Origin of the sequence: Paenibacillus sp. LPE1-1-1.1 (genome assembly GCF_040676435.1) — a bacterium.
In the GTDB taxonomy this organism is placed as follows: domain Bacteria; phylum Bacillota; class Bacilli; order Paenibacillales; family Paenibacillaceae; genus Pristimantibacillus.
Genome location: NZ_JBEGHY010000047.1, coordinates 105,972 through 120,105 on the forward strand (window position 1 = coordinate 105,972; position 14,134 = coordinate 120,105).

7 protein-coding genes are annotated in these 14,134 nt (G+C 51.6%); 6 read left to right on the plus strand and 1 reads right to left on the minus strand.

The annotated features are described in order from the left end of the window. Positions 1–36: 36 nt before the first annotated feature. Positions 37–951, minus strand: coding sequence for a helix-turn-helix transcriptional regulator (locus tag MRBLPE1_RS32430; RefSeq protein ID WP_364154487.1), 915 nt, complete (start codon positions 949–951; stop codon positions 37–39). 132 nt (positions 952–1,083) lie between these two features. On the opposite strand from MRBLPE1_RS32430, the gene MRBLPE1_RS32435 reads away from it, so the two are divergent. From MRBLPE1_RS32435 to MRBLPE1_RS32460, 6 genes are all read left to right on the plus strand, one after another. Then, the gene (locus tag MRBLPE1_RS32435) at positions 1,084–2,148 is read left to right on the plus strand and encodes a Gfo/Idh/MocA family protein (protein ID WP_364154490.1); all 1,065 of its coding nucleotides are present in this window, start codon (positions 1,084–1,086) and stop codon (positions 2,146–2,148) included. A gap of 216 nt (positions 2,149–2,364) precedes the next feature. After that, positions 2,365–3,687, plus strand: a complete 1,323-nt coding sequence (locus tag MRBLPE1_RS32440) for an extracellular solute-binding protein (RefSeq protein WP_364154492.1) — start codon at positions 2,365–2,367, stop codon at positions 3,685–3,687. A gap of 82 nt (positions 3,688–3,769) precedes the next feature. Then, the gene (locus tag MRBLPE1_RS32445) at positions 3,770–4,732 is read left to right on the plus strand and encodes a carbohydrate ABC transporter permease (protein WP_364154495.1); all 963 of its coding nucleotides are present in this window, start codon (positions 3,770–3,772) and stop codon (positions 4,730–4,732) included. A 12-nt stretch (positions 4,733–4,744) separates the two neighbouring features. Further along, positions 4,745–5,578 carry a carbohydrate ABC transporter permease gene (locus MRBLPE1_RS32450; RefSeq protein WP_308995523.1) on the plus strand — a complete coding sequence of 278 codons (834 nt, stop codon included), beginning with the start codon at positions 4,745–4,747 and terminating at the stop codon, positions 5,576–5,578. A gap of 27 nt (positions 5,579–5,605) precedes the next feature. Next, complete coding sequence (locus MRBLPE1_RS32455; protein ID WP_364154498.1) at positions 5,606–7,387, plus strand: glycoside hydrolase family 66 protein; 1,782 nt, start codon at positions 5,606–5,608, stop codon at positions 7,385–7,387. Between the two features lie 178 nt (positions 7,388–7,565). Next, positions 7,566–14,078 (plus strand): glycoside hydrolase family 66 protein, encoded by a 6,513-nt coding sequence (locus tag MRBLPE1_RS32460; protein WP_364154501.1) that lies wholly within the window; start codon positions 7,566–7,568, stop codon positions 14,076–14,078. The last annotated feature ends 56 nt before the right edge of the window (positions 14,079–14,134 follow it).

Sequence of the window (14,134 nt, forward strand, 5' to 3'; positions counted from 1 at the left end):
GGAAAAGCCTCCGAACGACAATCGTCCGGAGGCCTTTTATTCATTTTTCCTTACTCGTTTAAAATACTGCGTAGGGGAGATGCCGACATATTTTTTGAATAATTTGCTGAAATGGTAGGGATCGTCGACGCCGATTAAATAGCCGATCTCGCCTATGCCAAGCGGTGTTGTCTCGATCAGCTCTTTCGCTTGGTTTATGCGTACCGTATTGATGTACCGGCTTATGGATAGGCCGGTCACCTGCTTGAAGGCGCGATTCAAATAATCGTAATTGCCCTCAAACGCGAGCTCGATGTCACGTCCGGTTATTTTCAACTGGTAGTTTTGATGGATGTAATCGAGAAGGGCATTCACCTTAACCACCGATTTCGAGTGAAGGCGGTCGTTGCGCTTCAGCTCATCCATAAAATGCTCGCGCGACAGCTCAAGGAGCAACTGCATAAATCTTAGAGCAGGCAGGCTGCGGTTAAAATGCCTCCGTTTGTACAGCTGCTGCATTTCCTGCAAGGCGTGCAGGACAAGGTTAAACCTTGTTTTGTCCGCAATCGTATGGAGCTTGGGGAAGTAGCAAGCAAACGGATTAACCGATGGAACAGACGGCGTATGCCCGATAAGCGGCGATTGCTCATGCTCCACGATAAAATAGCGGGCAAGAGCATGTATATTGTCGATCTGGACGGATTGAATATCCGGGTGTTCGAAATGAATGTAGTAATAATCGCATACATGCTTCGCGGTGCCTTCATGGTTTAGATTGGGCTCAAGGATAAGCATGTCACCCTTGCGCAGCACATAATGCCGATCTTCTTCTCTGAGGTGGAGCTCTCCGCTCCGGACGAAATAGAGCACGTATTCGTTAATATTGCGCTGAAAATGAATCCATGGGCTTTTGTAGGCAATGAACCCCAATATTTTAAGGCGAGGCACCATATCCACGTTAATGGCCAGCAATTCAAATCCCCCCTCTGCAGCTTAAAAAGTCGCTTTTGTACAAAAAGAGTCTTGATCCGACATTTCCGTTCATTCTAACACAAACTATACTAGGTTTGTAATTGAACCGACTTTAGGGATGGGATGATGCGTATGAAAAAGCTAAAAATCGGAGTTATCGGGCTTGGGGGTATCGCGAACTTTCATATTGAAGGAATATTGGCAAGCGAGAGTGCAGAACTTTGGGCGATTTGCGATTGTAATCCGGCAGCGCTTTTGGCCAAAGGCGAGGAACTGAATATTCCTGCTGAACGGCGTTACATGGATCATTTGGAAATGTTAAAGGATCCGGGGCTGGACGCCGTTACCATCGGTACGCCAAACAGCAATCATTTTCAAATCGCGTATGATGCCATTACGCATCGCAAGCCGTTTGCACTCGAGAAACCCATTGCCCTTCATGCCAATGAAGCAAGTATCCTTCGGGAAAAATTAGCGGCTGCACCCATTCCTCATATGGTTTGTTTTACGTATCGCTACAAGTCTGCGGTCCGTTATGCCAAGCATTTGATTGAGCAGGGAACACTTGGCAAAATCAATCACGTATACAGCCAGTATTTGCAAAGCTGGAGCATTAATGAGGAGGTTCCGCTCTTTTGGCGCTTCCGCAAGGAGCTGTCCGGTTCGGGCGCGCTCGGGGATTTGGGCTCTCATATTTTGGACCTTAAGCGCTTCCTCGTTGGAGAAACGGTACGGGTCTTCGCGGATGCGGGAACGATTGTGAAGGAACGAAGCCTGCTGAGCGGCGAGGGAAAAGGGCCCGTGGATGTGGATGATTTCTGCCATGTGCTGGCACGCTTCGGGGACGGCGCCTCTTCCTCCATGAGCATATCCCGGTTTGCTTTTGGGCGCGGAAACTATCAACAGGTCGAGATTTTCGGTACGCGGGGAGCTCTCGTCTACAACCTGGAAGAAGAGGACAGCATTCACGTCAAGCTTGGCGAGGATCAGGCATTCCAAAAAGTAGATATCCCGGACTCGTTCGCAGCGAATCAAATGCAGTCCTTTTTCGATTTGCTGAACGGCAGGGGAGACGGGCTCGATGCGACGATCGAGGATGGTTACCGCAATCAATTAACGCTGGATGCGATTATACAATCCTCCGAGGAAGAACGCTGGATTGCGATCGAACAAGAGGCTGCTAAAAATGTCAGCTAGATAATGGAAGACGGTATCTTGCTGCGTAACCGTACAGAATGGTGTCTTATTTTTCTGGATTTACAGAAAAATAAGACACCATTTTTTTTATTTTCAATATTTTTACAATAGAAACGGAGTAAAATACGACACCTTTATCGCAATGAAAACGGTTTCTCGGCGAATCCGTTATCCGCATAATAAAGGAGCAGCACAAATAAGAGGAGGGTCAAAGACATGAAATGGTACAAATCAATTTCTTATGGGGTTCTAGCAGCTGTGATGGCTTTTACGATTACGGCTTGCTCCGGCGGCAATAACGCACCTGCAAATAACGGAGGCAATGCTCCGGCAAATGAAAGCGGTAACGCTCCGGCGGCTGACGGCAAGAAAGTAACGATCGAGTACTGGCATACCTACAGCGACCAAGAGGAGAAAGTGCTTGCGGAAGAGATTAAGCCTCTCTTTGAGAAAGAAAATCCGGGTATCGAGCTGAAGCTGACAAGAATGCCGTACGAGGGCTTGAAAGAGCAGGTTATTGCCGGGGTAGCGGGCGATGCAGCGCCTGATCTCATGCGTATGGACATTATCTGGGTTCCTGAATTCGCGAAAATGGGAGCGCTTCAAGATGTCAGCAAGAACGATGGCTTTGATGATTTGAAAGCCAATATGTTCGAAGCGCCGATGGAGACGAATGCCTATAACGGCGGCTACTATGGCGTACCGGTTAACACGAATACAAAAATCGCGATTTACAACAAAGCGGTATTGGATGAAATCGGAGTAAAAGAAGCTCCGGCGACAATGGATGAGCTTGTAGCAGCTGCGAAGCTTGCCGTCGCAAAAGGCAAGCCGGGCGGCATCAGCATCGGCGGAGCTAACGTATGGGCAGCATCTCCGTACTTCTGGAGCCTTGGCGGGTCTTTAACGAACGAGGATTATACCAAGGTCGAAGGTTATCTGAACAGCCCGGAGAGCGTGAAGGCGCTTGAAACCATCGTGCAGTGGAACAAAGAAGGCATTGTAACGCCTACGATTCTCGGCGGCGAGCCAGGCGCTTGGGACGGCATGAAAAACAATGAGTACATGATGATCGATGACGGGCCTTGGTTCTACAGCATTCTGATGAACGAAGCAGAATCCACATTCAAACCATTGGAGCAAACGGTTCGCGGCTTGATTCCGGCAGGCGCCGGCGGCAGCCGCTCCGTGGTTGGCGGCGAGGATTTGGTTATCTTCACAAACTCGAAGCATCCGCAGGAGGCTTGGACATTCGCGAAATGGATGCTGGGCGACGAGCCGCAGAAGATCATGAGCAAGCTCGGCCTTATCCCTACGAACAAAAATGCAGCAAATGACCCTGCGTTCCTAGAGCAGCCATTCGTTTCCGAGTACGTGAAGCAGCTTGAAACCGCATTGCCGCGTACGCCGATTCCGCAATACGGCGAAATGGAAGGCATCGTTAACCTTGCTTTCGAGAAAGCGATCCGCGGAGAGCTTGAGCCCAAGGCAGCGCTTGACGAAGCAGCCAAAAACATTGAAGCGATTTTAACGAAGTAAGCATTATACCGAGGCCTTCTTCCTTTTATCTTAAGGGAAGAAGGCCTCCCAAATGAAAGATTGGGAAGGAGCATGAATGAACATGTCTATACCAGTGGCGAGACAACCGGAACCCAAGCAGCAGAAGCCTCGGGCGGGTTTGCGGTTAAAAAAGGGCATGCAGCAGTGGATCAAGGTACTGCCTTTTATCTTCCTAGGCGTGGTGGGTACGGCTGTATTCGTCATTTACCCGATGATAAAAAACATCATCATCAGCTTTCAGGACTACAGCATCATGCCGAATGCGGAGAATCCTTTTGTCGGATTCGAAAACTACGTTACAGCTTTTACCGATCCGAATAATAAGGTACTGATGGCCATTCGCAATACGTTTTTGAACGTCGCGGTAACCGTGCCGATCAACTGGTTCCTCGCAATCATCTTTGCCGTACTGATCAATTTGCACTTCGTGAAGCACAAGATCGTCTTCCGAACGGTGTATTACCTGCCGATCATCACCTCTTGGATCGTTGTCGCGTTTCTGTTTCGCTTCTTGTTTGCCGGCGGCGAATACGGCTTAATCAATTTTATTTTCTATAAGCAGCTTGGCCTATTCCATGCACCGATCAACTTTCTCTCGAATTATTGGTCAGCGATGATCGTCATTTGGTTATTTCATATTTGGAAAACGGTAGGCTGGGGCGTCGTGATTTATTTGGCAGCGCTGCAGGGCATTTCGAAGGAATATTACGAAGCGGCGTCTATCGACGGCGCGAACGGCACGAGACAGTTTTGGAGCATCACGGTACCGATGCTGGGCCCGGTAACCGCATTCGTCATCATTAACCTGGTAAACGGCGCCTTTAACTTTTTCCCGCAGGTTTACTTCATTACGCGCGGCGGTCCGATGGATCAGACGCAAACGCTTCCGAGCCTTATGTATTTGCAGGCATTTAAGAACTTTAACTTTGGTTATGCATCCGCGGTCGCTGTCATGATGGGAATTGCAGTGTTTCTGCTGACTTATTCCCAGATGAAAAAATTCGGCAACCAGCGGTTTTTATAGGAGGGGGACGCAATGAAAACGAAATGGCATCTTCAGCTTCTGGTCTACAGCATTATCGTGCTTGGAGCATTGGCTTTCCTATTCCCCTTCGTATATATGATTATGACCAGCTTTATCAAGGGCGCGTATTCGCTGCCGAGGCCTAAGGAAGTATTTTCGGTGGTGCCCAATCTTTACAACTATCAGCTCGTATGGGGCAAAAACAACTTTGCGAGGTACTTTCTAAACAGCTCGCTCGTTACGCTCGTTTCGATGGCGGGAAGCCTGTTCCTTGGCTGTTTGACCGCATACGGCTTTGCGAGGTTCACGTTCCCGGGCAAGGAATTTCTGTTCCGAATGTTTTTGCTTACCATGATGATTCCCGGCGTGATCAACATCATTCCGCAGTTCCTGATCATCAAATCATTCGGTTTGGTGAACACGTACTGGGGCCTATGGTTGATTTATATCGGCGGCGGCGTCGTCGGAAGCACGTTTTTTCTGCGCGGCTTCTTCCAGAGCATTCCGAAGGAATACGAGGAGTCCGTGCTGATCGACGGCGGCGGCAACTGGCGCATTTTCTGGAATATTTACCTTCCGCAATCGATGCCGGCCATCGCGACGCTTGCGGTTCTGTCCTTCCAAGGGACATGGGAAGAGTATTTTACGGCGCTCGTGATTATTAAAGACGAAGCGCTGCGCACGCTGCCGGTCGCGCTGCTTATGTTTAACGACAAGTATGCGACAAACTATTCCTGGGTATTTGCGGCATCCATCATCGCGCTCATCCCGACCGTGCTGCTCTATATTGTTTTCCAGAAGAGATTCGTACAAGGCGGCTTTAACGAGGGCGGAGTAAAAGGATAACTAAACGACTTGGAAAGGAAAGATGTCGTGATACATCAAAAAGTAAAGTCGACTGCGCTTGCGGCGATGAGCTGCCTGCTTATTTTGGCGGCAGGCTGCAGCAAAGAGAAGGAAATAGCGGCAGAGTCGGTAGTCAGCCAAGGCATTATGAGCGGATTGTCCACCGACAAAGCCGCGTATCGTCCCGGCGAGAAGGTCACCTTTAAGCTCGATCTGGGCACGGCGGAGCCCAAAGCGAAGGTCATCATTCAGTATCGACATCTGGGCGAAACGGTCGGTGAACAGGAGCTAAAAGCCGAAGGCGAACAAATCACTTGGGAATGGACGCCTCCGAAGGAAGACGGCAAGGGCTATATGGCGGAAGTATTCATGACGGATAAAGGCGAGATTAAGGACCATCAGAACATAGCGGTCGATGTATCCGCCGACTGGAGCAAGTTCCCGCGCTACGGCTACTTAGCCGATTTCCACGAGATGGGCGAGGAAGAAGTGGCGGCTGTCATTGAAAGATTGAATCGTTTCCACATTAACGGCATCCAATTTTATGATTGGCAGTACAAGCATCATGATCCGTTGAAAATGGATGGGAGCAAACCGGCTTCAGAGTGGCCGGATATTGCGAACCGCGCGGTCTCTTACGATACGATCAAGGGTTATATTGACCTCGCCCACAGCAAAAACATGATGGCGATGAACTATAATTTGCTGTTCGGCGCCTATGAGGGCGCGGAAGCGGACGGTGTCAAGAAAGAGTGGGCGCTGTACAAAGACCCCACGCAAACGAATCAGGATAAGCATCCGCTGCCGGACAGCTGGGCGAGCGACATTATGCTGTATGACCCGAGCAATCCGGAGTGGCAGAACTATTTGATCAATAAGGAAATCGAAGTGTTTAAGCAGCTTCCGTTCGATGGCTGGCATGTTGACCAATTAGGCGATCGCGGCTCGTTGTGGAATGCCCGGGGAGAAAGCGTGAAGCTGGCGCAAGGGTACGTGTCCTTCCTGAAAGCGGCGAAGGAGAAGCTGGATGTCGACTATGTAATGAACGCGGTCGGACAGTACGGGCAGGCCTTTATGGCCCCTCAGGCTCCGCTCGAGTTCCTTTATACGGAAGTATGGGATGGGCACCCGAAGTACGGCAACCTGAAGGATATCATCGACCAGAACAGCAAATATAGCAAAAACAAGTTAAATACGGTGCTTGCAGCGTATATGAACTATGATTTGGCTAACGCGAGCGGAGAGTTTAATACGCCGGGCGTCCTGCTTACGGATGCCGTCATTTTTGCTTCGGGCGGCTCCCATCTGGAGCTTGGGGAGAACATGCTTGCCAAAGAGTATTTCCCGAATAAAAATCTTGCGATTCCGGCAGAGCTCGAGGAGCAGCTTACCCGCTATTACGACTTCCTTGTCGCGTACCAGAACATTCTTCGTGACGGACTTGAAGAAACGGAAACCGTCGTCTCCGGCACGGGAGAAGCGACCGTTAGCGCAGGTCCGGAGCAAGGCAAGATCTGGTCCTTTGCGAAGCAGAAGAACGGCAGCGATATCGTTCATTTCATTAACTTCTCGGATGCGGCGACAATGAATTGGAATGACAGCAAAGGCGAGCAGGCAGTACCGGCGGAGCGCGAGAATGTAGAGATTTCTATTCAAACGGACCGCGAGGCTGCCAGCATGATGTTCGCTTCGCCGGACTACTATAACGGCTCGCCTGTTAAGCTGAGCTTTGAGCAGAAGGACGGCAAGATCACGCTTAAGCTTCCAAGCCTGAAGTACTGGGATCTTCTCATGATCGATTACAAATAGAACAGCAAGAGATAGGCAGACAGACCAGAGCGATACGAGAGAATTTTCGGTCGCTTTGGTTTTTATGCAGCCTTGAAAGCGCTTGCCTGTTGGTTGGCATACATACAGCTTAGATTCCGGCACCAAGCATTTAGGGATTGCGTCTACATTTTAAAACCCATTAAAAAGGAGATTTGGAATGCCGAAATCTAAACGTTCTTTGACGCGAAAGTTTTTTATGATGTCCTTTTCTTGTTTGATCCTGCTGGGGCCTTCGCTGTCTGCTGCTGGCACGCCGTACGTCGTTCATGCTGAGGTATCCAGCAGGCAAGCGGTCGCTCCTGCCGAACCGATTAAGAAAATGACCATTGGCAAGGCCAGGTATGTGCCGGGCGAAAAGGCAGAATTCACGCTCTCCTTCAACGAGACGGCGAATTTTAGCGGCAAGCTTGTTCTTGAATTTTATCTCGTTAATCAGTTAGTAGGAAAGGTTACCCGCAACATTACGGTGCTGCAGGGCGCGGGCTCTGACCTTACCATATCGTGGAAGCCGCCCCAAGCCGATTTCCGCGGGTATGTGGTGAAGGCTTATATGGAAGGCAGCCCCAACGATTTCAAAACGGCGGCTGTTGACGTATCCAGCGATTGGACGCATTTTCCGCGCTATGGCTATACGTCGGATTTTCCGAGCGAGACCGCCGCGGAGAGCGAAGAGAAGATCAAGCAGCTGTCTCAGGACTATTATTTGAACGGCTATCAGTTTTATGACTGGATGTGGCGGCATGACGTGTCCGTATATTCTCAAACGGATGCAAACGGGAAACCGCTAAAGGATGCGGACGGCAATTTTATTTCTGCTCCTTATGATGCAAGCACCTCCTACGCGGATCTGCTCGGCCGGCATCTGTACCCGATAGCGGTCAAGCAGCAGGTAGAAGCCGCTCAAAAATACGGCTCAGCCGCGATGGCTTACCAGATGAACTATGCGGCACGGGAAAATTACGAGGATTTTGGCGTGAAACGGGAATGGGGATTATTCAATAAGAATGCGGTATTCCCGAGCCCTGATCCGCTTAAATACCAGAACGGCTTTTATTTCGACTGGGTTCCGTCTTCTTTGTATTTGCAGGATCCGGGTAACCCGGAGTGGCAGTCCTATATTACCGAAGAATACAACCGCTCCGTCAATGCTTTTGGATTTGACGGCATCCACCTGGACCAATGGGGCGCTGCGGACAATGATTTCCTGTACGATTATGAAGGAAACGAACGCTATTACTCCAGAAGCTATGACGAGCTCGTTAATGCCGTTAAGGACTCTTTAACGGAGAACAACGCAAAGAAAAACCATGTTACGTTCAACATGGTCGGCGGCAACGCGGGGTATTCCGAGGTTCCGGATCCGGATACGAAGACGGACTTTGATTACAGCGAGCTTTGGACGGATAAAGACAATTACCGCGATATCAAGAAGGTCATCGAGGATACCAGGGCTGCCAACGGCGGCAAGGCGATGGTCATCGCTGGCTACATGAACTACAAGCAGGCGGTGGGCGACACCGTGGCGGCATCCGATATTCCGAATGTAGCCAAAACGGTAGAGTTCCTGTCCCGCATCAATAAAGCTGCCGGCTGGGTAGGCGATTTTGGCAAAAAAGACGAGGATCAAATCATTTGGACGATCCACGCCGAAACGGCGGGAAGCTATGATTTGACCTTGAAATACGGGCATGATAACGGGTCCGGAAGCCCAGTCGGCAGGCTAACCGTTAACGGGCAAACCATCGAAACGCCGATAAGTTTCGACGAAAAGACGGGATGGGGCAATCCAGCCGCAGAGAAGACGGTGCAGGCTGATCTTCAGGCAGGCGAGAACAAAATCGTGCTTCAGTTAAATACGAATGACTTGTGGCTGAACGTAGACAGCCTTACAGCAGCCGGGCAAGGAACGGAGCAGGAATACGAGGCGGAATACGCCGAGCTGATCAGCTCGAAGGTGGATAAGTACGGCCATGTCTATTTCTTTGAAACCGAAGGGGATTATGTCACGTTCCATGTGAAGGCCGAAGAAAGCGGAACCTATCCGGTACAATTCGGCTACAGCGCCGGTACAGCCGATATCACAAGGGACTTAATCGTTAACGGAGCTCTTGTTCGTGAAGACGCTGCTTTTGCAAAAACAGGAAATTGGGATTCATTCAAGAGCAGCGGCGCCTTTGAGGTTCCTCTTCAAGCAGGAGACAATACGGTCACGCTCAAGCTAAATGGCGAGACGGATACGGGAATGAAGCTTGATTATTTGCAGGCAGGTGGCAGACGCTATGAAGCCGAGAAGGCGGAATTTGGCTGGAAGCCGGCAAAAGCCCCACAGATAGAAAGGCATGAGGGCAAGACTGCCAGCGCTTATGCAACCCATATTAAAAATGCGCAGGATGCGGTGGAGTTCGAGGTGAATGCGGCTGAAACGGGCACCCAAACGATTGCGTTCCAATATGCGAGCGACAATTCACCTGAAGCAGAGCTTTACGTTAATGATGTGCTGCAGCCTGACCTAGCGTTCCCGGACACGAATGGCTGGGGAGGCGACGGCAAATGGGCATGGCGCACCGTCTCCATTCCGGTGAATGCAGGAACGAATACCGTTCGGCTTGCGCTTGCCTCTAGCGGGCAATTTATGAATTTGGACGGGATCCTGACGGGCAGCGAAATGGTTCTGATGGATGATGCAGCGAAGGTTGAGCTCTCCGGCGGGATCACCGCAGGCGGCGCAGGCAATACCGTCAAAACAGATAACCATAACGGCGCAGCGGACAAATCCGTGAAAGTAACGGTGAACGCGCCGGCTGCAGGCGATTATATGCTGGGCTTATGGTACCGTTCCGGCACGGACCATACGAGCGCGAACATTACAGTCGGACAGACGGCATACCCGCTGGCGCTTTCGAATAACAGCTGGTTTAACAATGACTGGTGGGGCCTAGCCGAGACTGGGGTCCATTTGGATGCGGGAGAGAATACGGTCACCGTTAAGCTCGATAACGAATCCACGTATATCAATTTGCACGCGGTATCTTACGGCATGAAGCTGGAAGCGGAGGGCGCCGAAACAAGAACGAACGGCGTCGCCAAGGGGGCGCAGTGGCTCGATGATTTCGGCCAAGCCGGAGACAGCCTCTCTTGGAGCAGCAGCCAAACGGGCGGCCAAGAGGTACCGGTCACCTTTACGTACCGTGCGGATGAGGAGTTATTCTACGCGCTCAAGGTAAACGGCGTTGCGCATCCCGTCGTATTCGAAGCCACATCGGGAGAGTGGCAGCCGTATACGCTGACCGTACCGGTTTCGGCCGGCGAGAACGAGTTCAAGCTGCTCCCGCTTAGCAATCAAGACCATTCGATTCAGTTGGACCGCGTGAAAGTAGGAGCAGACGAGCGGGAAGCAGAGCACGGCTCGGTTCAGAAAGCAGGCTTAGCTAGCGTGGTTACCGATAACGAGGAAGTCGGCTACTTGGGCAGCTTTAAACAAAAAGGCGATTTTTTAAAGCTGACGCTCGGCGCGGTCGGAACAAGCAAGTCCTACGATCTGAAGGTGTACTATCGCAATCCGGGTGAGGCGACAGCCCGAAGCCTTTATGTAAACGGGAAGAAAGCAGGCGCCTTTACGTTTAGTAACACGGGCGAGGAATGGTCGTTTATTACGGTACCTGCCTATTTATTGAGCAGTCAGTCCGCAAACACGCTGCTCTTGAAAATGGAGCAGGAGACGGAGCCGGCAGGCATTGCAATCGACCGGGTCGAGCTGGACGGCGTGGCCTATGAAGCGGAGGCGGCGGAGCTGGGCTGGGAGCCCGTCGTAGCGAAGACAGGCGGAGTAACCTATTCATTAGGCAAAACCGATGACCACGGCAAGGCCGGGCAAACCGTTATTTTCGACGTAAACCTGGAGCAAGCGGCCGAGGAGCTGATTTTCAAGTATAGATCAGGCAATAATCCGGCCTTCGATATCCTTGTCGACGGTGAAGAGGTCGCGAGTGATGTTATATTTGGCGCTACGCCCGGGGGCTGGGACGGCGGCATGGCTGATAAGGTAATCGCGGCTCCGCTGTCGGCTGGCGAGCATACCGTAGCGCTCGTCGTTGCTTCGGAGGGCCAATATATTAATTTGGACAGTCTCGTCGCCGGAGGCGCGGAGTATGAGGCAGAGGCCGCCGAGTTTGCTCCGGCAGCCCATGGCATAAAGACAACGACCGGAACGGTATCCGGCTTTGGCGATGAGAATGACTTCCTGACCTTTGATTTAAACTTGAAGGAAGCAAAGGAGCTGGCGCTTGAAATCAGCTATAAGAATGCAGCCGCTTCAAAGCAGTCTGCAATCAGGGCTTTGTATATCAATGATGTGAAGCAAACGGAACTTAGCTTCGGTTATACCGGCGATACATGGACAACGCTTGCGGTACCCGCGGTTAGCTTGGCGGAAGGCATGAACAAAATCAAGCTGGTGCTGGAGGGCAAAGACGACGAGGGGATCGAGCTGGATTACCTGCTTGCCGGCGGCAGAAGGCTGGATGCGGAGAAAGCGGATTCGACGCCTGCTCTCGTTATTTATAAGGATTTGCTGCTGAACTTCGGCCACACGGGCGACGAAGCGGCATTCCCGATCGAGGTGGAGCAAGCCGGCGAGACCTCACTGATTTTTACGTATTCGAATGAGGGCCCCACGGCGACTAAGACGTTATATATTGACGATGCGCCCGTTCTTGACGAGAAGGGCAGGCCGGTTCAAATTCATTTTACGCCGACGTCCAACCGGGATACGTTCAACGAGGATGTGTACTATATCGTTCCGTATCTGAGCGAGGGCAAGCATACCGTCACGCTTAAGCATGAAACGGCGGATAAAGGCACGATCATCATGCGCAGCCTGACTTTAGGTTTTTTCAATGAACCGTCGGTTCGGTTGATGGACGCGGCGCTTGCCGCGATGGGCGCGACGCATATTGAGCTTGGTACGGCGGAATCCCTAGAGGAAGGCCCGAACATGCTGGCGCATGAATATTACCCGAATCGCAGCAAGAAGATGAAGGCTTCGCTGAAAGAGTCGATGAAGGAATATTACAAATTTATCACGGCCTACGAAAATCTATTGTTCGACAGCAAAGAGGATGTCGGCAAAGAGGTAGCCGTCACGGCAGCAAACGGCTCGGAAATCAAGACGAGCAAGGATGGGACGGCGAACACGCTTATGGCCATCGCCCGCGATAACAGCGGGAACAAGGGCTTTGAGGCGTATGATACGATTCAATTGGTTAACCTGCTTAACAATGACGAGAACTGGCGAAATGCGGCTGCCGAGCCGGAACAGCTCAAGGAGCTCAAGGTTACCTACGGACTGGGGTTAAAGCAATCGGATGTTCCGAATCTTAAGGTGTATTCGGCATCGCCCGACCAGAGCGGCGGGATGTTCGAGGAATTAAGTTATGAATGGAGGGGTACGGATCTTATCATTTCACTGCCGTCCATCACCTATTGGAGTATGATTATTATCGATCAGGAGGGTAACGGCTCAAAGGAGGAGCTTCCGTCCTCCGGCGGCGGCTCGCAGCCTGGCGGTACGAACGAGAGAATTCTAACGGAGGCGGAGCTGACAGCCGAGGGCAAACAGGCGGCGATTACGCTTCAAGCTTTGGAGGATACGCTTCTGCTGCCGGCCGATGCGATTGCGGGAATGGGTAAGCGAACGCTGGAAATTACGAAAGGGACCGCAAAGCTGACTTTCCCGGCAGGTCTGCTGGCGCAAGCGAAGGAGAAGGCTCCGGGAGGCAAAGCGGAATATGTCGTTATTACCTTCAAGGAAGCGGATGATTCGGCGAAGCAGAAAATGACAGATGCGCTCGAGAAGGTGAAGGGGCTCGGGGTTAAAACAGCGGGCAGCGTCTTTGACTTCGGGCTCGGAGCGGTTCATTCGGAGGGAACGGCTTATTTGAAGGAAGATTTTAAGCAGCCTGTTATGCTGGATATCGAGCTCCAGCCAGGCATGGATGCAGAACTCGCAGGCATGTATTACTTTAATGAAGATGCCTCGGAATGGGCCTATATCGGAGGGACCGTTGCTGACGGCGGCCGTTCGATGCATGCCGTATTAACCCATTTCAGCAGCTATGCGCCGCTCGTTTGGAAGCAAGCCTATGAGGATGTGAAAGCCGCGCATTGGGCAAATCAGGCGATCACTGCGCTTACGGCAAAGCATATCGTTGGCGGAAAAGGCAATGGCAGATTCGAACCCTCCGCGGCGATTACCAGAGCGGAATTCGCAGCCTTGTTAACTCGCGCTTATGGCTTGAAGGTCTCCGCCGATGCTGGCTATAAAGATGTGAAAGCCTCGGAATGGCATGCGGAAGCGGTTAGCGCCGTATATGAGAAGGGCTGGATGACCGGCAAAGGAACGGGCATGTTCGCGCCGCAAGCCGCGATCACGCGAGAAGAGCTGGCGGTGATCCTAAACCGCATTTACTCGGAAGAAGACGCAGCGCAGCCCAAAAACGGCGGCAAACCGTTCAAGGATACCGCGCAGACGGCTCCTTGGGCCAAGCAAGCCGTGGAGCATGCCATTGAAAAAGGGTGGATGAACGGCATAGGCGATGGCCGTTTTGCGCCGAAACGGACAGCAAGCCGCGCAGAAACCGTACAGCTGCTCTACCGGCTTTTGAAAGAATAGCGTATATCGGAAGTGATGCAGCGCAGCCGGCCCGGCTGCGCTGCTCCGCTTTCGAA